Annotated in this window: 22 protein-coding genes and 1 tRNA gene; 7 read left to right on the top strand and 16 right to left on the bottom strand. The window is 68.2% G+C overall.

Annotation, left to right across the window (positions count from 1 at the left end):
- Positions 1–39: 39 nt before the first annotated feature.
- From KF941_RS22240 to KF941_RS22225, 4 genes are read left to right on the top strand one after another with little or no spacing between them, the layout of a single operon-like run.
- Positions 40–573, top strand: coding sequence for an SCP2 sterol-binding domain-containing protein (locus KF941_RS22240; protein WP_214274537.1), 534 nt, complete (start codon positions 40–42; stop codon positions 571–573).
- Positions 573–1,565 carry a peptidase U32 family protein gene (locus KF941_RS22235; protein WP_036756575.1) on the top strand — a complete coding sequence of 331 codons (993 nt, stop codon included), beginning with the start codon at positions 573–575 and terminating at the stop codon, positions 1,563–1,565. The genes KF941_RS22240 and KF941_RS22235 overlap by 1 nt, the downstream gene beginning before the upstream one ends.
- A gap of 2 nt (positions 1,566–1,567) precedes the next feature.
- Positions 1,568–2,458 (top strand): U32 family peptidase, encoded by an 891-nt coding sequence (locus KF941_RS22230; RefSeq protein WP_214274536.1) that lies wholly within the window; start codon positions 1,568–1,570, stop codon positions 2,456–2,458.
- Positions 2,459–2,481: 23 nt separating this feature from the next.
- Positions 2,482–3,696 (top strand): NnrS family protein, encoded by a 1,215-nt coding sequence (locus KF941_RS22225; RefSeq protein WP_214274535.1) that lies wholly within the window; start codon positions 2,482–2,484, stop codon positions 3,694–3,696.
- A gap of 76 nt (positions 3,697–3,772) precedes the next feature.
- Here KF941_RS22225 and KF941_RS22220 read toward each other — a convergent pair whose 3' ends face one another.
- From KF941_RS22220 to KF941_RS22190, 7 genes are read right to left on the bottom strand one after another with little or no spacing between them, the layout of a single operon-like run.
- Entirely contained in the window at positions 3,773–4,285 is a 513-nt protein-coding gene (locus KF941_RS22220; RefSeq protein WP_214274534.1) for a DUF2478 domain-containing protein, read from the bottom strand.
- Positions 4,285–5,088: a peptidylprolyl isomerase gene (locus KF941_RS22215; RefSeq protein WP_214274533.1), complete on the bottom strand. Its 804-nt coding sequence runs from the start codon at positions 5,086–5,088 to the stop codon at positions 4,285–4,287. The genes KF941_RS22220 and KF941_RS22215 overlap by 1 nt, the downstream gene beginning before the upstream one ends.
- A 6-nt stretch (positions 5,089–5,094) precedes the next feature.
- Complete coding sequence (gene narI / locus KF941_RS22210) at positions 5,095–5,796, bottom strand: respiratory nitrate reductase subunit gamma (protein ID WP_036756561.1); 702 nt, start codon at positions 5,794–5,796, stop codon at positions 5,095–5,097.
- A 10-nt stretch (positions 5,797–5,806) separates the two neighbouring features.
- Positions 5,807–6,496: a nitrate reductase molybdenum cofactor assembly chaperone gene (gene narJ / locus KF941_RS22205; RefSeq protein WP_036756559.1), complete on the bottom strand. Its 690-nt coding sequence runs from the start codon at positions 6,494–6,496 to the stop codon at positions 5,807–5,809.
- A complete protein-coding gene (narH, locus tag KF941_RS22200) occupies positions 6,493–8,010 on the bottom strand; it encodes a nitrate reductase subunit beta (protein ID WP_036756557.1) in 1,518 nt (505 codons plus the stop codon). The genes narJ and narH overlap by 4 nt, the downstream gene beginning before the upstream one ends.
- Positions 8,007–11,756, bottom strand: a complete 3,750-nt coding sequence (locus KF941_RS22195) for a nitrate reductase subunit alpha (protein WP_214274532.1) — start codon at positions 11,754–11,756, stop codon at positions 8,007–8,009. Before KF941_RS22195 ends, narH begins: the two co-directional genes overlap by 4 nt.
- A gap of 14 nt (positions 11,757–11,770) precedes the next feature.
- Positions 11,771–14,488 (bottom strand): MFS transporter, encoded by a 2,718-nt coding sequence (locus tag KF941_RS22190; protein ID WP_116220721.1) that lies wholly within the window; start codon positions 14,486–14,488, stop codon positions 11,771–11,773.
- Positions 14,489–14,761: 273 nt separating this feature from the next.
- Between KF941_RS22190 and KF941_RS22185 the strand changes: the two genes are divergently transcribed.
- A complete protein-coding gene (locus KF941_RS22185) occupies positions 14,762–15,466 on the top strand; it encodes a helix-turn-helix domain-containing protein (RefSeq protein WP_036756548.1) in 705 nt (234 codons plus the stop codon).
- Between the two features lie 222 nt (positions 15,467–15,688).
- Here the strand turns inward: KF941_RS22185 and KF941_RS22180 are convergent, their stop codons facing one another.
- Positions 15,689–16,879 carry a multidrug effflux MFS transporter gene (locus KF941_RS22180; protein WP_214274531.1) on the bottom strand — a complete coding sequence of 397 codons (1,191 nt, stop codon included), beginning with the start codon at positions 16,877–16,879 and terminating at the stop codon, positions 15,689–15,691.
- 389 nt (positions 16,880–17,268) lie between these two features.
- Between KF941_RS22180 and KF941_RS22175 the strand changes: the two genes are divergently transcribed.
- Together KF941_RS22175 and KF941_RS22170 are read left to right on the top strand one after the other, a co-directional pair.
- On the top strand, positions 17,269–17,961 hold the full coding sequence (locus tag KF941_RS22175; RefSeq protein ID WP_240540514.1) for a FadR/GntR family transcriptional regulator: 693 nt from the start codon (positions 17,269–17,271) through the stop codon (positions 17,959–17,961).
- A 210-nt stretch (positions 17,962–18,171) separates the two neighbouring features.
- A complete protein-coding gene (locus KF941_RS22170) occupies positions 18,172–19,131 on the top strand; it encodes an asparaginase (RefSeq protein ID WP_346429019.1) in 960 nt (319 codons plus the stop codon).
- A 189-nt stretch (positions 19,132–19,320) separates the two neighbouring features.
- On the opposite strand, the gene KF941_RS22165 is transcribed toward KF941_RS22170, so the two are convergent.
- The 8 genes from KF941_RS22165 to sufC form a co-directional block, all read right to left on the bottom strand.
- A tRNA-Arg gene (locus KF941_RS22165) sits at positions 19,321–19,397 on the bottom strand.
- 53 nt (positions 19,398–19,450) lie between these two features.
- Positions 19,451–20,107 (bottom strand): cytochrome b/b6 domain-containing protein, encoded by a 657-nt coding sequence (locus KF941_RS22160; RefSeq protein ID WP_214274529.1) that lies wholly within the window; start codon positions 20,105–20,107, stop codon positions 19,451–19,453.
- Positions 20,100–21,722 (bottom strand): tetrathionate reductase family octaheme c-type cytochrome, encoded by a 1,623-nt coding sequence (locus tag KF941_RS22155; protein ID WP_214274528.1) that lies wholly within the window; start codon positions 21,720–21,722, stop codon positions 20,100–20,102. The genes KF941_RS22160 and KF941_RS22155 overlap by 8 nt, the downstream gene beginning before the upstream one ends.
- Before the next feature lie 177 nt (positions 21,723–21,899).
- Positions 21,900–23,111: a cysteine desulfurase gene (locus KF941_RS22150; RefSeq protein ID WP_036756531.1), complete on the bottom strand. Its 1,212-nt coding sequence runs from the start codon at positions 23,109–23,111 to the stop codon at positions 21,900–21,902.
- On the bottom strand, positions 23,108–23,695 hold the full coding sequence (locus KF941_RS22145) for a YIP1 family protein (protein WP_036756528.1): 588 nt from the start codon (positions 23,693–23,695) through the stop codon (positions 23,108–23,110). The genes KF941_RS22150 and KF941_RS22145 overlap by 4 nt, the downstream gene beginning before the upstream one ends.
- Positions 23,692–24,180: a hypothetical protein gene (locus tag KF941_RS22140; RefSeq protein WP_214274527.1), complete on the bottom strand. Its 489-nt coding sequence runs from the start codon at positions 24,178–24,180 to the stop codon at positions 23,692–23,694. Before KF941_RS22140 ends, KF941_RS22145 begins: the two co-directional genes overlap by 4 nt.
- Positions 24,177–25,538: a SufD family Fe-S cluster assembly protein gene (locus tag KF941_RS22135; protein WP_214274639.1), complete on the bottom strand. Its 1,362-nt coding sequence runs from the start codon at positions 25,536–25,538 to the stop codon at positions 24,177–24,179. Before KF941_RS22135 ends, KF941_RS22140 begins: the two co-directional genes overlap by 4 nt.
- Positions 25,538–26,293 carry a Fe-S cluster assembly ATPase SufC gene (gene sufC, locus KF941_RS22130; protein ID WP_036756524.1) on the bottom strand — a complete coding sequence of 252 codons (756 nt, stop codon included), beginning with the start codon at positions 26,291–26,293 and terminating at the stop codon, positions 25,538–25,540. Before sufC ends, KF941_RS22135 begins: the two co-directional genes overlap by 1 nt.
- Positions 26,294–26,297 lie beyond the last annotated feature (4 nt).

Raw genomic sequence — 26,297 nt, 5'->3', positions numbered from 1 at the left:
ATCAATCACAGCGCCGATTGGGCGGCCTAGACCCGAAACATGACCCAGCGCCCCACCCTGCCGCCGCTGCTGATGCGGCTTCCGCCCCCGCCGCTTTCCCGCCCGGCCCTTGGCCTGGCGCTGACGGCGTTCCTCCGCCGGATCGCCGCGAAGAACCCGGCGATCCTGGCGCGCCTTGGTCCCTATGGCCAGGCGCGCTTCCTGCTCGATGTCAGCGACGGGCCGTTCCTGCTGCTGATGCAGCCCCAGGCGCGGCGGCTGACCGCCCATCCGCGCCATGCCCCCGAGCCCGAGCATGACGCCGCGATCCGGGGCGGGCTGGCGGCCTTCCTCGCCATGCTGCATGGCGCCGAGGACGGCGATGCGCTGTTCTTTTCCGGCGAGTTGCAGATCGGCGGCGATACCTCGGCGGTGCTGGCGCTGCGCAATGCGCTGGACGATGCCGAGCTGGACCTGACCGAGGAACTGGCGGCGCTGACCGGCCGGCCGCTGGGGCGCTGGCTGCGCCGCGGCTCGGCGCTGGTCGCGCGCAGAAGCGGGCTGGTCCTGTCCCGACAAGAGGTGATGCCATGATGGAGCTGGTCTGCCCGGCCGGAACCCCGGCGGCCCTGCGCGCCGCGGTCGATGCGGGGGCGCATACGGTCTATTGCGGCTTTGCCGACGAAACCAATGCCCGCAACTTCCCCGGCCTGAACTTCAGCCGCGAGGAACTGGCCGAGGGCATCGCCTATGCCCATGCCCGCGGCGCGCATGTGCTGGTGGCGATCAACACCTTCCCGCGCGCCGGCGACCAGGCGCTGTGGCACCGCGCCGTTGGCGACGCCGCCCGGCTGGGCGCGGATGCGGTGATCCTGGCCGACCTGGGCCTGATCGCGCATGCCGCCGAGGCCCATCCCGGCCTGCGGCTGCACCTGTCGGTGCAGGCCGCCGCCGCCAATCCCGACGCGATCAACTTCTATGCCGAAACCTTCGGCATCCGCCGGGTCGTGCTGCCCCGCGTGCTGTCGGTCGAGGAGATTACCGCCATCAACCGCGAGATCGAGGTGGAAACCGAAGTCTTCGTCTTTGGCGGGCTCTGCGTCATGGCCGAGGGGCGCTGTTCGCTGTCCTCCTATGCCACCGGGTTGTCGCCGAACATGAACGGCGTCTGCTCGCCCGCAAGCCACGTCGCCTATGCCGATGTCGCCGGCAATCACGAGGCGCGGCTGGGCGATTTCCTGATCCACCGCACGCCCAAGGGCATGCCGGTGCCCTATCCGACGCTGTGCAAGGGCTGCTTCAGTTCGCCCGACGGCAAGGGCGGCGGCCAGACCGGCCATATCTTCGAAGACCCGGTCAGCCTGGACGCGACCCGGCTGATCCCGGCACTGCAAAAGGCCGGGGTCAGCGCATTGAAGATCGAGGGGCGGCAACGCTCGCGCGCCTATGTGGCGCAGGTGGTGCGCGCCTTCCGCGCCGCCGTCGAGGCCGCCGACCAGGGCGCGCCCATGCCCGAGGGACTGCTTGCGCGGCTGACCGAGGGCCAGGCCGCGACCACCGGCGCCTATGCCAAGACCTGGAGATGACCATGGACCTGACCGTCGGCCCCATCGCCTTTTTCTGGAGCGCGGAGCAGGTCCGCGCCTTTTACCGGACGCTGGCCGATACCCCCGTTCAGCGGGTGGTGATCGGCGAATGGGTCTGCTCGAAGCGCCTGCCCTTCTGGCAGCACGAGATCCCCGCCGCGGTCGAGGTGCTGCAGGCCGCGGGCAAGGAGGTGGCGCTTTCCACGCTGACGCTGATCACGCTCAAGCGCGAGCGGCGGCAGACGGCCGAGCTGTTCGCCTCGGGCCTGCCGGTCGAGATCGCCGACCTGACCGCGCTCCAGCACCTGCCGGAGGGCGCGCCCTTCTGGGTCGCCCCGACGGTCAACGTCTATAACGAGGGCACGCTGGAATGGCTGGCCGCGAAAGGCGCGCAGCGCATCTGCCTGCCGCCCGAGCTGCCGCTGGAATCGGTGGCGCAGCTGGCCCGCGCCGGGCAGGACGCCGGCGTCGCGGTCGAAGTCTGGGGCCATGGCCGGGCGCCGCTGGCGATCTCGGGGCGCTGCTATCACGCGCGGCTGCACGACCGCGCCAAGGACAGCTGCCAGTTCGTCTGCGCCGAGGATCCCGACGGCCGCACGGTCGAGACGCTGGAGGGCCAGCCCTTCCTGACCGTGAACGGCGTGCAGACGCTGAGCTATACGCATATGAGCGTCGCGGGACAGGCCGATGCCCTGCGCGATGCCGGCGTCGCCGCGCTGCGGCTTTCGCCGCAGCCGGGCGATTTCGCGGCCGTGACCCGGCTTTACGCCCAACTGCTGGAAAGCGGGCTTTCGCCGCAGGACGCCCTGGCCGGCTTGCGCCGCATCCAGCCCGGCGCCATCTTTGCCCAAGGGTTCCTGGAGGCGCGCCCCGGCGCCGCCCCCTGCCCATGACCCCATCTTGACGGAGACGCGCGATGTCCACCTCGGAACGCATGCGCAACTATCGCGGGCCGGTGCTGCTGAGCCACGGCTTCCGCGCCTTCTTCCTGATCTCGGCGCTCTGGGCGGCGCTGACCATGGCGATCTGGGTGGCCATGCTGGCGGGGGCCGAGATCCTGCCCCTGGCCTTCGACCCGTTCAGCTGGCACGCCCATGAATTCCTTTACGGCTATCTCGGCGGGGTCATCGCCGGCTTCCTGCTGACCGCGGTGCCGAACTGGACCGGGCGGCTGCCGGTGATGGGGGCGCCCCTGGCCGGGCTGGTCGGGCTGTGGCTTCTGGGCCGGGCCGCGGTCGGGGTCTCGGCGCTGCTCGACTGGCGCGTGGTCCTGCTGGCCGATCTGGCCTGCGGGCTCATGCTGCTGGCCTTCCTGGCGCGCGAGATCCTGCACGGCCGGAACTGGCGCAACCTGCCGGTTCTGGCGCTGCTGGGGCTGTTCGCCGCCGGCAACGCGCTGTTCCATGTCGAGGCCGCCCGCGGCGACGCGGCCTTCGAGGGCATGGGGATGCGGCTGGGCCTGGCCGCGGGCCTGATGCTGATCGCGCTGATCGGCGGGCGCATCATCCCCAGCTTTACCCGCAACTGGCTGGCGGCGCGGGGGGTGCAGCAACTGCCGGCGCCCTTCGACCGCGGCGACGGGCTGGTGCTGGGGCTGACCGGGGTGACGCTGGCGGGCTTCGTCGCCCTGCCCGACGGCCGGGCCATGCCCTGGCTGATGCTGGCCTGCGGCGCGGCGCATCTGTGGCGGCTGGCGCGCTGGCAGGGGGCGCGGACCGGGGCCGAGCCGCTGCTTTGGGTGCTGCACCTGGCCTATGGCTTCCTGGCGCTCGGCTTCTGGGCCGAGGCGGCGGCAGGCCTGGGCCTGATGGCGGCGGCACCGGCGCGGCATGTCTGGCTGGCCGGCGCCATCGGGCTGATGACGCTGGCGGTGATGAGCCGGGCGAGCCTGGGCCATAGCGGGCGGGCGCTGCATGCCGGGCGCGGCACCACGGCGCTTTACCTGGCGCTCACCGCCTCGGTGGTGCTGCGGCTGCTGGCCGGGGTGCTGCCGGCGCAGGTCTGGCTGCTGCACCTGTCGGGGACGCTGTGGGTTCTGGCCTTCGGCGGCTTCGCCCTGCTCTACCTGCCGGTGCTGGCGCGGCCGCGCGTGGCGAAAAAGCCGGTCTCGGGCGCAAGGCGGACAGCCTGAAGCGCATCACGAAAAGAAAGGCCCGGTCGCGACGACCGGGCCTTTTCCATTGTGCGGGCCTTGGCGGCCTTGCAGGTCAGGCGGGCTGCAGCCGGCAGACCCGCTGGCACCAGCCCATGACCGCCGCCTGATCGGCGGGAAGCGGCGTGGCGAACCCGTCTGAAAAGGCCTGGAACGCCGGCAGGTTCAGCCCGTTCACCCCGGCCAGCACCGGGATGCCGCGCGACAGTGCCTCGGCGATCAGGGACGCGAAGCCGCGGCCCTCGGATTCCTGCTTGCCGAACTTGTTGACCAGCAGCAGGTCGGCGCCGGGCAGCGCGGCGGCGACGCCCAGCACCGCCGCCTCCAGCACGCCGGCGTCCAGCCGGCAGCCGCGGGCGCCGTCGCCGCGATCCTCGCTGATGCGCAGCACCGGGCCGTCGGGCAGCACGCGCAGGTCCATGGCGCATTTGACGCGGCCCTCGCGCTCGGGGTTGGTCTGCACCGTCCCGGCCAGCCGCAGCCCCGCCGCCTGCGCCGCCCCGGCAAGGGCGGCAAGGAAGCGGTCGTTCGCGCCGCGGCCGGGCAGGCTGACATAGGCCAGTTGCATCACGCCCGCCTTTCCTGGTCGAAGGAAACGCCCGAGATCTCGGCCCCGGCGACCAGCCCGTCCAGGTAGTCGCGGCTGGCGCGCAGCCAGGCCGCCTTGTCATGCGCCTGGCGCAATTGCGGCAGCACGGCCTGGAACGGCAGCACCGCGCCCTGCGCGCGCGCATCCAGGCGGACGACATGCAGGCCATAGCGGGTTTCGGCCAGGGCCAGCGCGCCTTCCTCCATCGTGGCCAGCACGGCCTCGAACTCGGGGACGGTATCGCCCGAGGTCAGCTGCCCCAGAACCCCGCCGGCATTCTTGGAAGAACAGGCGCTCAACTCGGCCGCCAGTTCGGCAAAGCGGCGCGGCTGGGCGCGCAACTGGGCCAGCACCGCCTCGGCCCTGGCCCGCGCCTGGGCACGGGCCTCGGCATCGTCGGGGGCGGCGGCGAACAGGATATGCGCCGCCTCGAAAAGCGAGGGGGCGCGGAACTGTTCGGGATGGGCGGCGTAATGCGCGGCCAGCGCCGCCTCGTCGGCGGGCGCGGGCCGGATCTTCTGGTCCAGCAGGGCGCGGATCGCGGCCTCGTCCTCGGTCTCCCACTGGCCGGGGGCAAGCTCGGCCGGTTCGGCCGCGATGCCCTGGGCGCGGGCTTCCTGCAGCAGAAGCTCGCGCACCGCCAGCGCCCGCGCGGCGGCGCGCCAGGCATGGCCGGGCTTGCCCTTGGGCGCGGGGTGGTTCTGCGCCTCGGCCGCGATGCGGCCGGGGTCCAGGGTCACGCCGTTCACGACGACGGGCGGCAAGAGCGGTTTCACCTCCATCGCCGCTTACTCCGCCGGGTGGCGCTTGGCCGGGTAACGCTTGGTCCGCACGATCTGGTAGCCCGGCCGCCACAGGTAGCGCACGGGGGCCGAGATCATGTGGACCAGCCGGGTGAACGGGAACAGCAGGAAGATGGTCAGCCCCAGCAGGATATGCAGCTTGAAGAGCCAATGCACGCCCACCAGGTGATCCGCCGCGCCCGAGCGGAAATAGACGATGCCCTGCGCCCAGGACATCAGCCGCGTCATCTCGTGCCCGTCCAGGTGCTGCATCGAGACCAGGATGGTCGCAAGCCCCAGCACCAGCTGGGCGACCAGCAGGGCCAGGATGCCGGTATCGGCCAGCGTCGTATGGGCGCGCACCCGCGGGTCGGTCAGCCGGCGATGCAGCAGCATCCCGCCGCCCACCAGCGCCATGACCCCGGCGATGCCGCCGGCGGTCATCGCCAGCACCTGCTTGGCGCCATGGCTGATGCCGAAGGCGTCGAACACCGCGATCGGGGTCAGGAGCCCGACCAGATGGCCGAAGAAGATCACCAGCACGCCGACATGGAACAGGACCGAACCGATGACGAATTGCCGCCGCCGCAGGATCTGGCTGGACTTGGATTTCCAGCTGAACGGATCCTGGTCATAGCGGATGATCGAGCCGAGGATCATCACCGTGATGGCGATATAGGGATAGATCCCGAAAAGGAAATTGTTCATCTGCTCCTCCTCATTGCGCCGGGTTCGCGACGCGCGGGGCGTCCATGCGGGCAAGGATGTCGCGGCTGACCGGGCAGCCGGCATTGGGGTCGGGACCGAAAGTGACCTGCGCCTCTTCCCAGACGGCATCCAGCGCGGCCAGATCCTCGGGGTCGTCGTCGGGAACGGCGGCCAGCTCCTCGGGCAGTTCGGGCGGCTCGGTCACGACCAGCGTCACCAGCGCGCTCAGCACGCCGGCATAGGCGCTTTCGCGCCGCGTCAGCCGGTCGGCCAGCGCGACCAGGATATGGGCGGCATCGGCCAGCAGCGCCTCGGCCTCGGGCAAGGGCCGGGTGGACAGGTATTCCAGCAGCACCGGCAGGTGGTCGGGCAGTTCCGGCCCGACCAGGTCGAAGCCGCCGGCGCGATAGGTTTCCAAGAGATCGACCATGGCGCCGCCGCGGTCGCGGCTTTCGCCATGCACATGCTCGAACAGGTTCAGCGACAGGCTGCGCGAGCGGTCGAACAGCAGCACATAGCGTTCCTGCAGGTCGTAGAGGTCGCCCTGGCGCAGCTCTTGCAGCAGCCGGGCGATTTCCTCCATGCGCTTGGGGCCAAGCAGCCCCTCGGCATGCAGCACCGCGTCGATTTCGGGCAGCGCGGCGATCAACTCCTCGCTGGGATAGGAAAGCAGCGCGGAAAGGGCCTTGAAGCTTTTCATGCGATGAACTCCTGCGGGCTGCGGAACTTCTTGCCGCCGAAGAGCGAGGGGGTGTCGCCCGACGAACAGCCGTGCCCGTCGGTAAAGCCGCAGCCGCCGCGCAGGTCATAGGCGTCCTCGACGATCTCGCGATGCGTGGTCGGGATGACGAAGCGGTCCTCGTAATTGGCGATGGCGAGCAGCTGATACATCTCGTCGATCTGGTGCGGGGTCAGGCCGACGCGCTTGGCCACGCCCAGGTTCACCACCCCGTCCAGCGTCTTGGAACGCATGTAGCTGCGCATGGCCAGCATCCGCTCCAGCGCGGCGGCGACCGGGGCCTCGTCCCCCGCGGTCAGCATGTTGGCCAGGTAGCGCAGCGGGATGCGCAGGCTGCGCACGTCGGGCATGTCGTCCTGCGCTGCGATCTTGCCCGCCTCGGCCGCGTTCTGGATCGGCGACAGCGGCGGGACATACCAGACCATCGGCAGGGTGCGATATTCCGGGTGCAGCGGGAAGGCGATCTTCCATTCCATCGCCATCTTCCAGATCGGCGAGCGCTGCGCGCCGCGGATCCAGTCCTCGGGCACGCCCTCGGCGCGGGCGGCGGCGATCACCTCGGGGTCGTTCGGGTCCAGGAAGACGCCCAGCTGCGCGTCGTAGAGGTCCATTTCCGATTCCGCCGCCGCGGCCTCGGCGATCCTGTCCGCGTCATAGAGCATCACCCCCAGGTAGCGGATGCGGCCGACGCAGGTTTCCGAACAGACCGTGGGCTGGCCCGATTCAAGCCGGGGATAGCACAGGATGCATTTTTCCGACTTCCCGGTGGACCAGTTGTAATAGATCTTCTTGTAGGGGCAGCCGGAAACACACATCCGCCAGCCCCGGCACTTGTCCTGGTCGATCAGCACCACCCCGTCCTCTTCGCGCTTGTAGATCGCGCCCGAGGGGCAGGAGGCGACGCAGGCCGGGTTGAGGCAATGCTCGCAAAGCCTCGGCAGATACATCATGAAGGTGTTTTCATATTCGCCGTAGATGTCCTTCTGGATGCCCTCGAAGTTGTAGTCCTTGCTGCGTTTCTCGAACTCGCCGCCCAGGATTTCCTCCCAGTTCGGGCCCCATTCGATCTTTTCCATCCGCTCGCCCGAGATCTTGGATCGCGGCCTTGCGGTCGGGAAGGCCTGCATCTCGGGCGCCGATTTCAGGTGGTCGTAGTCGAAATCGAAGGGCTCGTAGAAATCGTCGATCTCGGGCAGGTCGGGGTTGGCAAAGATATTGGCCAGGATGCGCCACTTGCCGCCCTGCTTGGGCCGCAGATGGCCCGAGCGGGTCCGCACCCAGCCGCCGTTCCAGCGCTTCTGGTTTTCCCAGTCCTTGGGATAGCCGATGCCGGGCTTGGTCTCGACGTTGTTGAACCAAGCGTATTCGACGCCTTCGCGCGAGGTCCAGACGTTCTTGCACGTCACCGAGCAGGTATGGCAGCCGATACACTTGTCCAGGTTCAGCACCATGCCGATTTGCGCACGCACTTTCATTCCGCTGCCTCCATCTTTTGGGTTGCGGGCTGGTCGAGCCAGTCGACCTTGTTCATCTTGCGGACGATGACGAATTCGTCGCGGTTGGCCCCCACGGTGCCGTAGTAGTTGAAGCCATAGGCCAGTTGCGCATAGCCGCCGATCATGTGGGTGGGCTTGGGCACGATGCGCGTCACCGAATTGTGGATGCCGCCGCGCAGGTTGGTGATCTGGCTGCCGGGCGTGTTCACGATCTTTTCCTGGGCGTGATACATGAACATGCTGCCTTCCTTCATGCGCTGGCTGACCACCGCGCGGGCGGTGATGACGCCATTGCTGTTGAAGACCTCGACCCAGTCGTTGTCGACCAGCCCGGCTTTCCTGGCGTCGATCTCGGATATCCACACCACCGGGCCGCCGCGGTTCAGCGTCAGCATCAGCAAGTTGTCGGTATAGGTCGAATGGATGCCCCATTTCTGGTGCGGGGTGATGAAGTTCAGCACCACGTGCTTTTCGCCCGCGGCCAGCGACTTCCTCGCGTCCGCGCCGACGGTCTTCAGGTCCACCGGCGGGCGCCAGGTCACGAAGCTTTCGCCAAAGGCGCGCATCCATTCGTGGTCCTGGTAAAGCTGCTGGCGGCCCGAGACGGTGCGCCACGGGATCAGCTCATGCACGTTGGTCCAGCCGGCATTATAGCAGACCTCCTCGCTTTCGATGCCGGACCAGGTGGGGGACGAGATGATCTTGCGCGGCTGGGCGGCGATGTCGCGGAAGCGGATCTTCTCGTCCTCCTTGACCTCGGCCAGATGGGCGTGGTCGCGGCCCGTGGCGCGGCCGAGCGCGGCCCATGCCTTGACCGCCACCTCGCCATTGGTCTCGGGCGCCAGCATCAGCACCACCTCGGCGGCGTCGATAGCCGTCTCGATCCGCGCCATGCCCTTGGTCGCGCCCTCTTCGGTCACGCGGCCGTTCAGCGCCTGCAGGTGATGCACCTCGTCCTTGGTGTCCCAGCTGATGCCCTTGCCGCCGTTGCCCAGCTTTTCCATCAAGGGGCCCAGCGCGGTGAAGCGCTTGTAGAGGTTCGGATAGTCGCGCTCGATCTCGATGTAGGCGGGCGCGGTCTTGCCGGGGATCAGCTCGCATTCGCCCAGCTTCCAGTCCTGCACGAAGGGCTGGGCGATCTCGCCGGCGCTGTCGTGCTGCAGGGGCAGCTGCACCACGTCGGTCTCGACTCCCAGCACCTCGGGCGCGATCTCCGAGAACTTGCGGGCGATGGACTTGAAGATCTCCCAGTCGGATTTCGACTCGTAGGCCGGGTCCACCGCCGCTTGCAGCGGGTGGATGAACGGATGCATGTCCGAGGTGTTCATGTCGTCCTTTTCATACCAGCTGGCGGTCGGCAGGACGATGTCGGCATAGACGGCGGTGGTGGACATGCGGAAGTCGATCGTCACCAGCAGGTCCAGCTTGCCCTCCGGCGCCTGCTCGTGCCAGGCGGCCTCGACCGGCTTCTGCCGGCCCTCCTGGCCCAGATCCTTGCCCTGCACGCCGTGATCGGTGCCCAAGAGGTGCTTGAGGAAATATTCATGCCCCTTGCCCGAGGAACCGAGCAGGTTCGAGCGCCAGACGAACAGGTTCCTCGGCCAGTTCTCGGGCGCGTCGGGGTCTTCGCAGGACATCTGCAGATCGCCCGACTTCAGCTCGCGCGCGACGTAATCCCTGGCGGGGATGCCTTCGGCCTTGGCGGCACGGCCGACCTCCAGCGGGTTGGTCCTCAGCTGCGGGGCCGAGGGCAGCCAGCCCATCCGCTCGGCGCGGATGTTGTAGTCGATCAGGCTGAGCCGGTTCCAGTCGCCCGCCGGCGCGGTCGGCGACAGGATCTCTTGCGCGCTGACCGTCTCGTAGCGCCATTGGTCGGTATGGGCATACCAGGCCGAGGTCGCGTTCATGTGCCGCGGCGGGCGCGCCCAGTCCAGCGCGAATGCCAGCGCCGTCCAGCCGGTTTGCGGGCGCAGCTTTTCCTGGCCGACGTAATGCGCCCAGCCGCCGCCCGACTGGCCGACGCAGCCGCACATCACCAGCATGTTGATGACGGCGCGATAGTTCATGTCCATGTGGAACCAATGGTTCATCGCCGCGCCGATGATGATCATCGACCGCCCATTGGTCTTTTCGGCATTGGCGGCGAATTCGCGCGCGACCTGGATGATCTTGTCGCGGCGCACGCCGGTGATGCGCTCGGCCCAGGCGGGGGTAAAGGGCACGTCGGCGTCATAGTCGCGCGCGACGTTCTCGCCGCCCAGGCCCCGGTCCAGGCTGTAATTGGCGCAGAACAGGTCGAAGACGGTGGCGACCAGCGCCTGCTGGCCGTCGGCCAGGGTCAGCCGCTTGACCGGCACGTTGCGGGTCAGCACCGCGCCGCGGTCGTCGACGGCGAAGCCATTGGTCGCGGCGCCGCCGAAATAGGGGAAGTCGACGCCGACCACGTCGTCGCGATCCTCGTCCAGGATCAGGCTCATCTTCAGCCGGACCTCGTCCTCGCCGGCCTTCTGCTCAAGGTTCCAGCGCCCCTGCTCGCCCCAGCGGAAGCCGACCGAGCCGTTCGGGACCACGATGCGGCCGGTCACGTCGTCGATGGCGACCGTCTTCCATTCCGGGTTGTTCGCCTGGTCCAGCGCGCCGTCGAAATCGCTGGCGCGCAGCTGGCGGCCGGGGATCAGGCGGCCGTCCCGTTCCTCCAGCCGCACCAGCATGGGCATGTCGGAATAGCGCCGGCAGTAATCCTCGAAATATTCGGCCTGCCGGTCCAGGTGGAACTCGCGCAGGATGACATGGCCGAAGGCCATGCCCAGCGCCGCGTCGGTGCCCTGCTTGGCGTTCAGCCAGATGTCGCCGAACTTCGCCGCCTCGGAATAGTCGGGGCAGATCACCGCCGACTTGGTGCCGCGATAGCGCGCCTCGGTATAGAAATGCGCGTCGGGCGTGCGGGTCTGCGGCACGTTCGAACCCCAGAGCAGCAGGTAGCCCGCGTTATACCAATCCGCCGATTCCGGCACGTCGGTCTGTTCGCCCCAGGTCTGCGGGCTGGCCGGCGGCAGGTCGCAATACCAGTCATAGAAGGACATGCAGGTGCCGCCCAAGAGCGACAGGTAGCGCGTGCCCGCCGCATAGGAGATCATCGACATGGCCGGGATCGGCGAGAAGCCGAAGACCCGGTCGGGGCCATAGGTTTTCGCCGTATAGGCATTGGCGGCGGCCACGATCTCGGTCGCCTCGTCCCAGGTCGCGCGCACGAAGCCGCCCTTGCCGCGGATGCGGGTATAGCTTTCGCGCGCCTGCGGGTCGGCCTGGATCGCGCTCCAGGCCTCGATGGGGGTCATGGTCCGGCGCTTTTCGCGCCAGAGCTTCATCAGCCGGCCGCGGATCAGCGGCGTCTTCACCCGGTTCGCAGAATAGAGATACCAGCTGTAGGAGGCGCCGCGCGCGCAGCCGCGCGGCTCGTGGTTGGGCAGGTCCGGCCTGGTGCGGGGATAGTCGGTCTGCTGCGTTTCCCAGGTGACGATGCCGGATTTGACATAGATCTTCCAGGAACAGGAGCCGGTGCAGTTCACCCCATGGGTCGAGCGCACGATCTTGTCGTGCCGCCAGCGCCCGCGATAGGTGTCCTCCCAGTCGCGGTTCTCGGTCGTGGTCTGGCCATGCCCTTCCGAAAACACGTCCTTGCGCGTGGATTTCAGGAAGTTCAGGCGGTCCAGCAGATGGCTCATGGCTGTCTCCTATGTCAGGCAGGGGTGGCGGCGCCGGCAGGGGCGCGGCCGCGTTCGATGTCGTGCAAAAGCCCGCCCGGCCGGGTGTAGAACACCCAGGTCACGGCAAGGCACAGCACGTAGAAGCCCAGGAAGGCCCAGAGCGCGCCCAACGCCGATCCGGTCAGCGCGATCGAGCTGCCGTAGGCCTTGGGGATGAAGAAGCCGCCATAGGCGCCGATCGCGCTGGTGAAGGCGATGATCGCGGCGGATTCGCGGTCGGACTGCCGGCGGCGGTCCTCGGGGGAAAGCTGCGGCTCAAGCCGGGCGACTTCCTTGCGCATGATGACGGGGATCATCTGGAAGGTCGAGGAATTGCCGACCCCGGTAAAGAAGAACAGCGCCATGAAGCCCGCGAAGAAGCCCCAGAAGGACAGCGCCTGGAGCGAGACGATCACCAGCCCCACCGACACGATCATGCCGGCAAAGACCCAGAAGGTCACGCGCCCGCCGCCGACCCGGTCGGAAAGCCAGCCCGTCCCCGCCCGGCTGAGCGCGCCGACCAGCGGCCCCAGGAAGACGAATTGCAGCGCGTTCACATCGGGGAAGGCCAGCTTGATCAGCAGCGGGAAGCCCGCCGAATAGCCGATGAAGCTGCCGAAGGTGCCGATATAGAGCAGGCACATCACCCAGTTGTGCAGCCGGGTAAAGATCACCGCCTGCTCGCGGAAGCTGGCGCGGGCATCGGTGATGTCGTTCATGCCCAGCCATGCCGCGATGGTCGAGACGATGATGAAGGGCACCCAGATGAAGCCCGCGTTCTGCATCCACAGCCGGCTGCCGTCCGAAAGCTCCTGCGCCGCACCGCCCATGGCGCCGAAGACGCCCATGGTGATGACGATGGGCACCAGGAACTGCATCAGCGACACGCCCAGGTTGCCCAGGCCCGCGTTCAGCCCCAGGGCGTTGCCCTTTTCCGATTTCGGGAAGAAGAAGCTGATATTGGCCATGGACGAGGCGAAGTTCGCGCCCCCCAGCCCGCAAAGCAGCGCCAGCGCCACGAAGATCACATAGGGCGTCGAGGGATCCTGCACCGCATAGCCGATGCCCATGGCCGGGATCAGCAGCGAGGCGGTGGACAGCGTGGTCCACAGCCGCCCGCCAAAGATCGGCACCATGAAGCTGTAGAAGATGCGCAGCGTGGCCCCCGACAGCGCCGGCAGCGCCGCCAGCCAGAACAGCTGGTCCTGCGTAAAGTCGAAGCCGATCAGCGGCAGCTTGGCCACGACCACCGACCACACCATCCAGACCGCGAAGGCCAGCGTCAGCGCCGGGATCGAGATCCACAGGTTGCGCCGGGCGATCCTGCGGCCCTGCTCGGCCCAGAAGGTCGGGTTCTCGGGGCGCCAGTCGTCCAGCACGCGCGGCATCACCGTGCGCTCGGGGTCATGCACCTCGGCCAGTTCGGGAAAGTTCGGCAGCCGGTCCAGGGCGCGGCCCTGGGCGCGGCGCTCCATGGCGCGGATCGACAGGTGCATCCAGGCCATCGAGACGACGACGATCAGCAAAAGCAGGGCAAAGCACGAGGTCCAGATCCCGGTCAGGTCCAGCGCCGCGCCGAAGACGATGGGCAGAACGAAGCCCCCCAGCCCGCCGATCATGCCGACAAGCCCGCCGACCGCGCCGACGTGGTTCGGGTAATAGACCGGGATGTGCTTGAAGATCGCGGCCTTGCCCAGGCTCATGAAGAAGCCCAGCGCAAACAGCGTCACCACGAAGGGCCAGAGCCCCATCTCGGTCGAGAACGAGATCAGCCCGTCCTTGCCGCGGATGGTATAGTCGGTCGGCGGATAGGACAGCATGAACAGGAACAGCGCGCTGAAGCCGAAGGTCCAATACATCACCGTGCGCGCGCCGAAACGGTCCGACAGGATGCCGCCATAGGCGCGGAAGATGCTGGCCGACAGGCTGAAGGCCGCCGCCGCCATGCCGGCCACCCGCAGGTCGACGCCATAGACCTGCGTCAGGTAATGCGGCAGCCACAGCGCCAGGGCGACGAAGCCGCCGAAGACGAAGAAGTAGTAAAGCGCAAACCGCCAGACCTGCAGATTCCTGAGCGGCGCGAACTGCTCGGCCAGGGTCGGCGCGGCGATGCCCTGGGCGCGGCGCGCCTCGAAATCGGGATCGTCGCGAGCGACCAGCAGGAAGACCACGCCCATCAGCGCGATGCCCACCGCCCAGATCTGCGCGACCGCCTGCCAGCCCCAGGCCACCAGGATGAAGGGCGCGATGAACTTGGTCACCGCGGCGCCGACATTGCCCATGCCGAAGATGCCAAGCGCGGTCCCCTGGCGCTGGGCCGGGAACCATTTCGAGACATAGGCGACGCCGATGATGAAGGAACCGCCCGCCATGCCCACGCCAAGCGCGGCCAGCAGGAAGGTGGCATAGCTGTCGGCCCAGGTCAGCGCCCAGGTGGCAAGGCCGGTGAACAGCATCTGCAACGAGAACACCAGGCGCCCGCCATAGCGTTCGGTCCAGACGCCCAGGATCAGCCGGATCAGCGACCCGGTCAGGATGGGCGTGGCGATCAGCACCCCATATTCGAACTCGGTCAGGCCGAGTTCCTGCTTGATGGTGATGCCGATGATGGAAAAGATCGTCCAGACGGCGAAGCACAGCGTGAAGGCGGTGGTGCTGAGCCACAGCGCCTTTTGCTGCTGCATCGGGGAATAGGAACTTGGGTCCGGCATGGCGGATGCTCCGATTGGGACGTTCGCGCGCTGTTTGTGGCGCTCACCCAACACGGACCCCGGCGGCAATGTTTGATCTGGATCAACCTGTCCCAGCCGCACCCCGAAAACCGACCGGATTTCGATTCTGCGCCGTCAGGATTGGAGGATACTCAATCCGGCACCCATCATTCTCCCTGTCATTTCATGACAAATATGCCATCATTGATTGACAAATATCAAGATTTTTGCTATGTCATATGCGATTCCAGACCCATCCGACAGGACAGCTTTATGCGCGAAGAGGACCGCAACGACATCCGCAACCTGCCGCTGTTTCGCAACATGACCAGCCCGTGTTTCGACGCGCTGATCCATGCGGCCTACGACCAGGTGTTCCCCGCCCAGCTGGAGCTGATCCGGCAGGGCGAGGTGGCGAATTTCCTGCATGTCGTGCTGGAGGGCGCGGTCGAGCTTTACGCCAACTGGCAGGACCGCGACACCACCATGGCCGTGGTCCAGCCGGTCGCCACCTTCATCCTGGCCGCCTGCATGCGCGACGCGCCCTATCTGATGTCGGCGCGCACCCTGCAACGCTCGCGCATCGTGCTGATCCCGGCGGTGGACGTGCGCGCGGCCTTTTCGCGCGACCACGGCTTTGCCCTGGCCACGGTGCAGGAACTGTCCGAGGGCTATCGCAACCTGGTGCGCCATGCCAAGAACCTCAAGCTGCGCAATGCCCGCGAAAGGCTGGGCGCCTATCTGTGGCAGCGGTCGCAGGACGCGGGCGGCGTGGCGGGCTTCGTGCTGCCGCAGGAAAAGCGGCTGCTGGCCTCTTACCTGGGCATGACGCCGGAAAGCCTGTCGCGCGCCTTCAAGGCGCTGCGCGACCATGGCGTGCATATCGACGGCATGCGCGTCACCATTACCGACCCGGCCGCGCTGAAGGCGCTGGTCCAGCCCAACACCCTGCTGGACACGGCGCTGAACATTCCCTGACGGCGAGGATCCGAGCGCAAGCGGCGGCCTCCGACCGCGCCCGGATATGCCGGCGGATGGGTTCCGCCGATCCCGACCGAAAGGCAGCGGGTGCTGGCGCGCGACACGGCGGGCCGGCCCAGCGTGCCAGCCCGCCGGCGCGATCCATGATGCGGGTTTCGGCCCGAGCGCGCCCTGCCCGCCCGCAAGGGCGCGGCGCAGGCTGGGGCGGGACCGGGAAGGTCAGGCCAGCAGCCGCAGCCGCGGCAGCGAGGCCGCGGCCGCCGCCCAGGCAAGGGCCGCGCAAAGCGTGATCGCCGGCACCATGGTCGCCGCGGTATTGTCCAGGAACGGCCCGGTCACGGCGATCATCAGCCCGCCCGTCAGCATCTGCAGCGTGCCGCCCAGCGACGAGGCGAGCCCGGCGATGTCGGGATGCGGGTCCAGCGACATGACCATGGCCGTCGGCATGACCAGCCCCAGGCAGGCATTGGCCACAAACAGCCCGGCGATGACCACCGCCAGCGCGTCGAACCCCGCCAGCACCACCAGGGACAGCGCCAGCGACAGCCCGGCAAAGCCGGTGATGGCCAGCGAGATCACCCGCTCCATCCCGAAGCGCTCGGCCAGCCGGCCGGCGAATTGCGAGGCGGTGAAGAAGCCCACCGCATTCACCGCGAAGGCCAGCGAGAACCCGGTCGGGCTGAGCCCGTATTGCCGGGTATAGACGAAGCTCGCCGAGGCCAGGAACACGAAGAAGCTGGCCATGCCGAAGCCGCCGATCATGGTCAGCCCCAGAAAGCGGCGGTCGGACAGCAGCCGCCGCGCCCCGGCCGTCATGGCCGCCAGCCGCACCGGCCGGCGCCGCTCGGCCGGCAGGGTCTCGGGCAGCACGAACAGGATCAGCCCCAGGCTCAGCAAGGCGGCCGCGGCCAGCACGGCGAAGATCTCGCGCCAGCCGCCCCAGGCCATCACCGCCGATCCGGTCAGCGGCGCCAACATGGGCGAGACCGAGATCACGATCATGATCGCCGCCATCATCCTGGCCGCCGCGGGGCCGGTCGCCATGTCGCGGATCACCGCGCGCGGCACCGCCATCAGCGTGGCCGCGCCCAGCCCCTGCAAGGCGCGGGCGGCGATCAGCCAGCCGATGGTCGGCGCCAGGCTGGCCGCGACGGTGGCGACCAGAAAGATCGCCACGCCGATCACCAGCGGCTTCTTGCGCCCGACCGCATCGGCCATGGGCCCATAGATCATCTGCGCAAAGCCGAAGACGATGAAATACGAGGTCAGGGTCAGCGCCGCCCCGGCCTCGGTGGTGCCAAGGTCGCTGGCCACCTGCGGCAGGGCGGGCAGATACATGTCGATCGCAAAGGGACCGACGGCGGAAAGCAGGCCAAGAAGCAGGGCCATGCGGAACAGGGGATCACGCATCGGAAAACCTGTAGCTGTTCGGATATGGGAAATGCGGGCGCAGAATCGCGCCAAGGGTCGTTCGCCGCCGCCGGCCCTGACTGCCATACCGCAGCAGCGGGTGCAACCCCCACGGGCCGGGCGGGCAGGGTTGATAAATGTTCACCGCGCCCGGAATCCGGCTTCCAAAAATCCGCGGCCCCCGGCAGGATGAGAAACGATTTCCCTGGATTCTGGACGCGGAGCGACGCGGATGAGGATCTATCACCTGATTTTCATGGCGCAGATCGCCGGCCTGGCCGGGCTGCTCGGTGCCGCCATTCTGTACTGGTAGACGGTTCCCCGACAGCACGTCTTGACAGGTGCGCCTGACATGCAACATTGGCGCCATGAACAAGGTGGCTGATTGGTTGTCCCATAAGAGCCCGGTCAGTCGGAAAAACGCCGCCGAGACGGTGTTCGAGGATCTGCGAGGCGCGATACTGGCCGGCCGCTTGCCGGTCGGCATCCGGCTGCCCTCCGAGGCCAAGCTGGCCGAGCATTACGGCGTCAGCCGCCCGATCATCCGCGAGGCCATGCGCTCGCTGCAGACGCTGGGCCTGACCCGCAGCCGCAGCGGCAGCGGCAGCTTCGTCATCTCGGACCGGCAGGCGCCGGAGCTTGCCTATGGCAATTATTCGGCGCGCGAGCTGATCGAGGCCCGCCCCTTCATCGAGATCCCCGCCGCCGGCTGGGCCGCCCTGCGCCGCAGCGACGAGGACATGGCCCGGCTCTTGCAGCTTTGCGACAGCATGGAACGACAGGAGGACGCGCTGAAATGGGTGCGGCTGGATTCCGATTTCCACTGCCTGATCGCCGAGGCCGCCCGCAACCGGCTGTTCGCCCGCATCGTCACCGATTCCCGCGACGCACTGATGCGGCAGTCCGAACTGGTGAACCTGATGGCGGATCGGCGCATCACCTCGAACCTGGAACACCGCCGCATCGCCGAGGCGATCGCCGCGGGATCCGAGACCGAGGCGCGCACCGCCATGCGCGACCATCTCGACGAGGTCGAACAGGCGATGACCTGGATCATCAGCCAGCGCCCGGCCAATTCCTGATCTTGCGGTGGCAGGCCCGCTGCGGCAATGATCCGCCCGCTTTCGCCCCCGGCTGCGCAAGATTACGCAGGGTGCGGCGGACCGGCCGGGCTTGACCCCGGCGGCGGCTGTGTTTATCGCAAGCTGTCAGACAGATCGCGGCAGGCCGGGGTCGCCCAAGCCGGCCGCAGCTCTGCAAGGGAGGGATTGCGCAACCATGCAGTTCGTGTCGTGACCGGGACCGGACGGATTCCGCTGCTGGCGGTGCTTGCCACCGGCGGCACCATCGCCAGCAGCCGGGACACGAACGGCGCCGCCAGCCCCAGCCTGGGGGCGGCGGATCTTTTGGCGATGCTGCCGCCGATGGGGGTCGACCTGCGCCCGCAAGAGGTGCTGGCCAAGGATTCCGCCAGCCTGACGCTGGCCGACATGCAGCGCATCAGCGACGCGGTGGCGGCCCAGCTGGCCGATCCCGGCATCGCCGGCGTCATCGCCCTGCACGGCACCGACGCGATGGAGGAAACCGCGCTTCTGGTGCAATTGCAGCATGCGCCGCGCAAGCCGGTGGTGTTCACGGGGGCGCAATTCGCCTCGGACCACCCGCGTTCGGACGGGGCGCGCAACCTGGCCGATGCCGTCCGCGCGGCCCTGCAGCCGCCCGGCCAGGGGGGCGTGGTCCTGGCCTTCGGCGGCCGGCTGCTGCCGGTCTGGGGGCTTTACAAATTCGCCTCGGACGCGCCGGACGCCTTTCGCCGCGTGGCCGAGGAAGGCCCCAGCGTCACCCGGCCCCTGCCCGCCCCGGTCGACGGCCTGCGCGTCGACATCGTCGCCACCCATCCCGGCAGCGACGGGCTGCATCTCGAGGCCAGCCTGGCCGCCGGGGCGCGGGGCATCGTGATCTCGGCGCTGGGATCGGGCAATGCCACGCCCGAACTGGTCGCCGCCATTGCGCGGGCACGAGCGCAGGGCGTGGTGGTGGTGGTCTCCAGCCGGGTGCCCGAGGGGCTGCTGTCGCCGATCTATGGCGGCGGCGGCGGCGGCCATGACATGCGTCGTGCGGGCGCCATCCATGCCCGGCTGCTGCGCCCCGGCCAGGCGCGCATCCTGCTGGCGGCGATGCTGGCCAATGGCTGCCCCGAGGCCGAGATCGCCCGCGCCTTCGAAACCGCACCGGAAGCCGCAACGACCTGAGCCCGGCCGCACAGCTCGTGGCTGACGCCACGCCGCTGATCTTGGCGGATGGAGGCCTCTGCCCGCGCGCCAACGAATCGCGCCGCGGCGGGCCTTTCCCGCGCAGCCGATGCAGGGGAGCCGTGCTGGTTGGTCCAAGCCCGCAGGAACATCCCAAGCGGCCGATGTTCCGGTGGTGGTTCGGGGAAATGGCGCACCCGACAGGATTCGAACCTGTGACCTTCGCCTTCGGAGGGCGACACTCTATCCAGCTGAGCTACGGGTGCCTCAGGCCGGTCCATAGCCGATCGGACCGGCCCCCGCAATGGCAAATCGCCGGTCAGGGCTTCAGGCGCCGGGGTTCCTCGGCGGCCAGATAGGCTTCCTGCTCGGGCGTCAGGTCGACGGTCTCGAACCCGGTCAGCATCGGCTTCACATGCTCGCGAAAGCCGTGGCCGACGGTCAGCAGATAGACATGCGCCACCACGAAGCTGCCGATCGCAAAGGCGGTCAGGATGTGGATGTTGGCCACCGCCCAGATCGCCCAGCCCGACGGGTCGAGAGCGTCCCACAAGCCATAGCCCAGATAGGCGATGCCGCTGAGAAACACCGCCGGGAACAGCAGCACCTTCAACGCCAGATAGGCCAGCGCCTGCAAGGGGTTGTGCCGGCGCCGCAGCACCTTGCGATAGGGGTGCTCCTCGCCGCGGAACACCCCCCAGGCATAGAAGCGCGCGACCTGCCACAGCCCCGCCCGGCGCGGCGCGAACTGCCGCCACGTCCCGGTCGTCAGCAGCCAGAAGGCGGTGAAGGCCCAGAGCAGCATCAGCGCCACCGCGACGACGGAATGGATCGTCACCGCCAGGCCGAAGGTCAGAACCCCGTGCAGCCCCATGATCCGCAGCCCGGTGAACAGCAGGACCAGGATCGAGGCCGCCTGGCTCCAGTGCCACAGCCGGTTGAAGCGGGTATAGACCAGAACCTTGCGCTCAGCCATGATGCGCCCCCTTTCCCTTCCTGCCAAGCAGGCGCAGAAGCCCGTGCCCGGCCACGCCCGCGACCGCCATCGCCAGCAGGGCCAGCCCGATGATCCCGCCCGGCGGCAGGCCGGTGCCGGGAATATAGACGCCGGTGATTCCGGCCATGCGCCCTTCCGGCCGGTGGCAGGCACCGCATTTCAGCGCATCCTCGGCCGGCGCGACCATATGGGTGATCGGCCAATACATCTGCGTGTCGACGAAATCGAACTTCCCGGAATAATCCGTGCCCATGTAATGCGCCGCCGCCTGCAGCGCCTTGGACCAGTCGAAATTCGTCCAGAAGGCGGTGTCGGTCTGCGGGCCATAGACCTGGCTGTGCAGAAGCACGTTGCGCTCGGTGTCGAAGGCCTGGCGGCCGACCATCTGCTTGAAGGGCCAGATCCGCGCATCCGGGTCGGCGGCCGAACCCTCGAGCCGGTTGATCTCCACCGGCAGCGACGGATCGAAGACCGTCTCGGCGGTGGTGTATTCGACCGTGCCGTTGAACCAGCCATAGAAGGGCACCACGTTCTCGGCCCATTCGAAATTGCCCTTGGTGGACAGGTAGGTGTGCAGGTGCTGGCCGTCGGACTGGGTGAACTCCTCCTCGGCGAAGGGCTTGCCGTCCTTGAGCTTGCCGGCGGTCGACCAGTCCCACAGCGTCTTGGTCGCGACGCCGCCGCGGGCAAAGGACGGAATGTGGCAGGTCTGGCAGGCGACGCGGTCGGTATGGTCGTTCAGCTTCATCCCCGTCGGCGTCGCGGCATGGGGCCGGTTGCCGTGGCAGCTTTCGCAGGTCGCGGCATCGCGCGGCTGGCCCAGCAGATGCGCGTCGACGATGTCCTTGGCCTCGACGGCATAGCGCGAGCCGGCGACGCGGTGATCCTCGGTGACATGGCAGGTCTGGCAGGTGAAATTGCCGCCCTCGGGCGACATATGCACATCGGTCGCCAGGTCCGGCCGGATCAGCGCCGAGGACAGGTCGCCATGCTTCACGTTGTCGCCGCCGCCGCCGTAGAAATGGCAGTTTCCGCAATTGTCGCGTCCGGGCGCGCCCACCGATTGCGCCGCCCGCGCCAGATCGACCGGCTTGGCATCGGCGCCGGTGATGGTCTTGGCCCCGGCGGGCACCGGCTCGAGCGGCGGGTGGCCCGCCATGTTGTCGAGCTTGGTATATTGGCCGGAACGGTCATGGCAGGCCAGGCAATCCACCCGCGCCGGGTCCGAGGGGGGCGGCTGGCGCACGTCGGTCCAGCCATAGCCGGCGTGGCAGGATGTGCAGCGCGCCTCGTTCGAGCCGACATTGCCGCAAAACGAATTGATGACGCTGGATTTTCCCAGCTTCTGCCCGGTTTCGGCATGGGTGTAGTCCCATGTCCAGTGCAGCGTGTGCATGACCTGGTCGCCGGCCTCGGTATGGCAGGACAGGCAGGCCTGGGTGACTTCCGGCCCCGATGAGAAAGGCCCCTTCAGCGCCGGAAATTTCGAATGGTCGGCGGTGCTGCCGCTGCCCGGAACGGCAGGCGCCTCCTGCGCTTGCGCCGGCGCGGCCATCGCGGCCGCGACCCAAAAGGCCCATGCGAGCAAACGCATGGCCCGGTTTGTCGGTGGCATTTGCCCTCTTCCTCCCAAGGATCGGCCGGTTCGCTACGGCCGAAGAGAGCGCGCTTCCTGAATGCAGTCTAGCAATGCCGGCACAACGCCGCCAGAATCGGGCGCCGCCGCAAATTGACGCATGCCTACGAAGGAACGAATATTACGCCGGAGGGGTCAGGCGAACAGTTCCCGGCAGAAGGACAGCCCGTCCACCAGCGCATCGACCTCGGCACGGGTGTTATACATGGCGAAGCTGGCGCGCGCGGTGGCGCTGAGGCCGAAGAAGTCCAGCAGGGGCATGGCACAATGCGTTCCCGCCCGCACCGCGATGCCGCGCTTGTCGAGGATGGTCGAGATGTCATGGGCATGCGCGCCCTGCATCGTCATCGAGAAGATCGCGCCCTTCTCTGCCGCGTCGCCCTGCACCGACAGCCAGTTCAGACTGCGCAGCCGCTCGCGGGCATAGTCGCGCAGGTCGCGCTCATGCGCGGCGATGTTCTCCATGCCAAGCGCCATCAGGTATTCCAGCGCCGCACCCAGGCCAATCTGGTTGGCGATGCCGGGGGTGCCCGCCTCGAAGCGCAGCGGCGGGTCGGCGTAATCCACGCCGTCGCGGGTGACGGTGCGGATCATGTCACCGCCGCCCATGAAGGGGCGCATCTCGGCCTGGCGCTCGGCCCGGATCCAGATCGCGCCAGAGCCCGAGGGGCCATAGAGCTTGTGCCCGGTGATGCAGTAGAAATCGACGCCCAGCGTGGACAGGTCCACCGGCATATGCACGGCGGCCTGCGACCCGTCGGCCAGCACCGGCACGTCGGTCGCCCGCGCGATGGCGCCGACATCGACCACGGTGCCGGTCACGTTCGACATATGGGTGACGGCGATCAGCCGGGTGCGCGGTCCCACCGCCGCCAGCACCTTTTCGGGCGGCAGCGAGCCGTCGGGCTCGGGCTCGACCCATTTCAGCGCCACGCCCTGGCGTTCGCGCAGGAAGTGCCAGGGCACGATATTGGCGTGATGCTCCAGCACCGACAGCACGATCTCGTCGCCCGGCCCCAGCCGCGGCGCGGCCCAGCCATAGGAGACCAGGTTGATCCCCTCGGTCGCGCCCGAGGTGAAGATCACCTCGTCCTCGCGCGGGGCGTTCAGGAAGCGGGCGATGATGGCGCGCACCCGCTCGTAATTCTCGGTCGCGAGGTTGGACAGGAAATGCAAGCCGCGATGGACATTGGCATATTCCGCCTCATAGGCGCGGGTGATGGCGTCGATCACCACGCGCGGCTTTTGCGCCGAGGCGCCATTGTCCAGGTAGACCAGCGGCCGGCCGTTCACCTGCCGCGACAGGATCGGGAAATCGGCACGGATCTTTTCGACGTCGAAGCTCATGGTGTCACCTCGGGGACGATGCCGAATGCCGCCGCGATCAGCGACAGCACGAAGCCAAGCAGGAAAATGCTGCCGATCAGGCCCACGACCACCTTGCCGGTGCTGGTGAACCCGTGCAGCGCCTTGGTCATGGTCACGGCAAGATAGAGGAAAAGGCCAAAGGCCAGCATGGACAGCAGCGTGGCGGTGGCCGGGAACAGCGCCATCATCACCACCTGCACCGCCTGCAGCCCGACCAGCATCAGCTCGACCCAGCCGACGATCAGCAGCGCATCGGCGAACGTGCCATGCCCGCCGAACAGCCGGCCGATCTGGGCCACGAACAGCGCCGACAGCGCCATGGCGCCCAGCTGGATGCCGGCCAGCGTCATCGGTTCGGACAGCATGCGCGAGACGGGGTTGTCCACCTCGATCGGGAACAGCAGCAGCGACAGCGCGGCCAGCAGCGTGGACAGCGTCACCGCCAGCAGCAGCACCATCCAGCGCGTCGCCATCGGCAGGTCCAGCCCGCGCAGCACCGCGACCGCCGCATCCGGGTCGCGCAGGGTCAGGACCATCAGATCGCCAAGATCGCCCAGTTTCATCCGTTCCCCGCCAATGCGCGCAATCCCGCGCCCCATATCACGAGAAAGCCGAGCCCCGCCACCGCCCGCGTCACGCCAAGCGCCGCACCGGGGCCGACCAGCCCGGCGGTCAGCCCCGCCAGCAGCATCGCCGGCGCCACCGCCAGCAAGGCCCAGAACAGCGCCAGCCGCGAATCCTGCGGCGCGACCGGCCAGGGCGTCAGCCGCGACAGCGCCGAAACCAGCGCCGCCAGCCCATAGGCCAGCAGCGGCATCATGAACATCACCGCCAGCAGCGCCCCGCCCATGCGCGCGCCCAGCGGCACCTCGGGCATGAGCTGCGCATCCCGCACATGGCCCGGCGCCTGCGCGATCAGAAAGATCAGCATCGCCGCCATCAGCACGACGATCAGCGCCCGGTCGGGCATGCCGCGCAGGGACCTAACTACCCTGCCCGGCGCCCACCAGCTTTCCAGGATGCGCGGGACGATGCCGGCCCGGCTCATGCCTTGCCCGGACTGGCCTTGCCCGGATTGCCCGCGCGCGCCGTCAGCCAGTCTTCCAGCCGGCCCAGGATGTCGTCGCGCAGCCGCTGGTCCTCGATCTCGTCCAGCGCATCGGCCAGGAAGGACAGCACCAGCAGCACGATGGCGCGCTCCTTGGGCACCCCGCGCGAGCGCAGGTAGAACAGCGCCGTCTCGTCCAGCGCGCCGGTGGTCGAGCCATGCGAGCATTTCACGTCGTCGGCATAGATCTCGAGTTCCGGCTTGGCGAGGAACTGGCTGCCCTCGTCCAGCAAAAGCCCCTGGCTGATCTGGTAGCCGTCGGTCTTTTGCGCGCCGGGCTTGACCAGGATCTTGCCCTGGAAGATGCCCTCGGCCCCGTTCTTCAGCACCTTCTTGAACACCTGGCGGCTTTCGCAGCGCTCGGCGGCATGGGTGACGAAGACGGTGTCGTCATGGTGGAAGCGGCCGATGTCGCCGTCGCCCAGCACCGCGGCGGCGATATGGGCCACGGCATCGTCGCCGGCGATGTCGATCACCGCCTCGTTGCGCATCATCGAGCCGTTGACCGAAAGCGTGAAGGACTTGAACAGCGCCTCGGCAGCGACGCGGGCAAAGATATGGCCCAGCCCCAGCTTGGGATCGTTGGCGCGCTTGGCGCTGATGTGATGGAAGCGGGCGCCCCGGCCCAGGTCGGCCTCGATCACCACGTTCGAGCGCGCGCCGATCGAGCCGGTTTCCAGCAGCGTCAGCTCGGCCCCCTCCTCCAGCTGGACGAGGTGGTGCAGATGCACGTCGGCATCCGCCGCCGAGCGGCGATAGGTGATATGCACCGGACGCTCGACCTTGCCGGTGACGCGGATCAGCACGCCCTCGGCGGCGACCAGCGTGTTCAGCGCGGCGAAGGGCCGCTTGACCGGCACCTGGCCCGCGGCTTCCAGCCGGCCGTAAAGCCCGGTCGCCCAGTGATCCGCCCCGGCATCGGCGGCGGCCAGGCTTTCGACCTGCACCCCCTCGGCCGCAAGCGCATCCGAGGCCTCGGCGTCGAAGCGCCCGTCCACGAAGACCAGGTTCAGCCGGTCGATGCCGGTGAACAGGGTGGTTTCATCCGCCGCCAGCTCGACCGGCTGCGGCCGGGCCGCGTTGAAGGGCGCGGGATCGGTATAGCGCCAGTATTCGTCGCGCGCGCCGGGCAGGCCCATGGCCTCCAGCCGCTGCGCCGCATCCTCGCGCGCGGCGCGGGTAAAGCCGCCGCGCGGCAGGTCCAGCGCGTCCAGGCGCGCCGCAAGCGCGGCATCGCCGGGACGGGCCTTGCCCTCGACCGTGGGCACCTGCGCGGCAAGAACAGCCGTGTCCGCCATCATCCGACCTCCGCCAGCAGATCGCCGTAGCCGTTCTGCTCGACCTCCAGCGCCAGTTCGGGGCCGCCGGTGCGCACGATGCGGCCGTCGGCCATGATATGCACCACGTCGGGCCGGATATGGTCCAGAAGCCGCTGGTAATGGGTGATGACCAGGAAGCTGCGGTCGGGCGAGCGCAGGGCGTTCACGCCCTCGGCCACCAGCCGCATCGCGTCCACGTCAAGGCCGGAATCGGTCTCGTCCAGGATGCACATGCGCGGCTCGAGCATGGCCATCTGCAGGATCTCGTTGCGCTTCTTCTCGCCGCCCGAGAAGCCGACGTTGACCGCGCGCTTCAGCATCTCGCTGTCGATCTTCAGCGTCGCCGCCTTCTGGCGGATCAGCTTGAGGAAATCGGCCGAGGACAGTTCTTCCTCGCCGCGCGCCTTGCGCTGCGCGTTCACCGCGGTGCGCAGGAAGGTCATGTTGCCCACGCCGGGGATCTCGACCGGGTATTGGAAGGCCAGGAACAGGCCGGCGGCGGCGCGTTCCTCGGGCTCCATCTCCAGCAGGCTCTCGCCGTCCAGCGTGGCCTCGCCGCCGGTGACTTCATAGCCGTCGCGACCCGACAGCACATAGGACAGCGTGGACTTGCCCGAGCCGTTCGGCCCCATGATGGCATGGACCTCGCCAGCCGGGACGGTCAGATCGACGCCCTTGAGGATCTGCTTGTCCTCATCCTCAAGCTTGACGTGCAGGTTCTTGATTTCCAGCATGGTT

The organism is Paracoccus sp. pheM1, from assembly GCF_018499825.1.
Lineage (GTDB): Bacteria > Pseudomonadota > Alphaproteobacteria > Rhodobacterales > Rhodobacteraceae > Paracoccus > Paracoccus versutus.
Note: the sequence above shows the minus strand (reverse complement) of the source record. Positions and strands in the feature narration are given on the sequence as shown.

What these genes read in the sequence shown, in the direction of transcription:
- KF941_RS22240 (WP_214274537.1), top strand. Translation starts at nt 40, where the DNA reads ATGACCCAGCGCCCCACCCTGCCGCCGCTGCTGATGCGGCTTCCGCCC.
- KF941_RS22235 (WP_036756575.1), top strand. Translation starts at nt 573, where the DNA reads ATGGAGCTGGTCTGCCCGGCCGGAACCCCGGCGGCCCTGCGCGCCGCG.
- KF941_RS22230 (WP_214274536.1), top strand. Translation starts at nt 1,568, where the DNA reads ATGGACCTGACCGTCGGCCCCATCGCCTTTTTCTGGAGCGCGGAGCAG.
- KF941_RS22225 (WP_214274535.1), top strand. Translation starts at nt 2,482, where the DNA reads ATGTCCACCTCGGAACGCATGCGCAACTATCGCGGGCCGGTGCTGCTG.
- KF941_RS22220 (WP_214274534.1), bottom strand. Translation starts at nt 4,285, where the DNA reads ATGCAACTGGCCTATGTCAGCCTGCCCGGCCGCGGCGCGAACGACCGC.
- KF941_RS22215 (WP_214274533.1), bottom strand. Translation starts at nt 5,088, where the DNA reads ATGGAGGTGAAACCGCTCTTGCCGCCCGTCGTCGTGAACGGCGTGACC.
- narI (WP_036756561.1), bottom strand. Translation starts at nt 5,796, where the DNA reads ATGAACAATTTCCTTTTCGGGATCTATCCCTATATCGCCATCACGGTG.
- narJ (WP_036756559.1), bottom strand. Translation starts at nt 6,496, where the DNA reads ATGAAAAGCTTCAAGGCCCTTTCCGCGCTGCTTTCCTATCCCAGCGAG.
- narH (WP_036756557.1), bottom strand. Translation starts at nt 8,010, where the DNA reads ATGAAAGTGCGTGCGCAAATCGGCATGGTGCTGAACCTGGACAAGTGT.
- KF941_RS22195 (WP_214274532.1), bottom strand. Translation starts at nt 11,756, where the DNA reads ATGAGCCATCTGCTGGACCGCCTGAACTTCCTGAAATCCACGCGCAAG.
- KF941_RS22190 (WP_116220721.1), bottom strand. Translation starts at nt 14,488, where the DNA reads ATGCCGGACCCAAGTTCCTATTCCCCGATGCAGCAGCAAAAGGCGCTG.
- KF941_RS22185 (WP_036756548.1), top strand. Translation starts at nt 14,762, where the DNA reads ATGCGCGAAGAGGACCGCAACGACATCCGCAACCTGCCGCTGTTTCGC.
- KF941_RS22180 (WP_214274531.1), bottom strand. Translation starts at nt 16,879, where the DNA reads ATGCGTGATCCCCTGTTCCGCATGGCCCTGCTTCTTGGCCTGCTTTCC.
- KF941_RS22160 (WP_214274529.1), bottom strand. Translation starts at nt 20,107, where the DNA reads ATGGCTGAGCGCAAGGTTCTGGTCTATACCCGCTTCAACCGGCTGTGG.
- KF941_RS22155 (WP_214274528.1), bottom strand. Translation starts at nt 21,722, where the DNA reads ATGCGTTTGCTCGCATGGGCCTTTTGGGTCGCGGCCGCGATGGCCGCG.
- KF941_RS22150 (WP_036756531.1), bottom strand. Translation starts at nt 23,111, where the DNA reads ATGAGCTTCGACGTCGAAAAGATCCGTGCCGATTTCCCGATCCTGTCG.
- KF941_RS22145 (WP_036756528.1), bottom strand. Translation starts at nt 23,695, where the DNA reads ATGAAACTGGGCGATCTTGGCGATCTGATGGTCCTGACCCTGCGCGAC.
- KF941_RS22140 (WP_214274527.1), bottom strand. Translation starts at nt 24,180, where the DNA reads ATGAGCCGGGCCGGCATCGTCCCGCGCATCCTGGAAAGCTGGTGGGCG.
- KF941_RS22135 (WP_214274639.1), bottom strand. Translation starts at nt 25,538, where the DNA reads ATGGCGGACACGGCTGTTCTTGCCGCGCAGGTGCCCACGGTCGAGGGC.
- sufC (WP_036756524.1), bottom strand. Translation starts at nt 26,293, where the DNA reads ATGCTGGAAATCAAGAACCTGCACGTCAAGCTTGAGGATGAGGACAAG.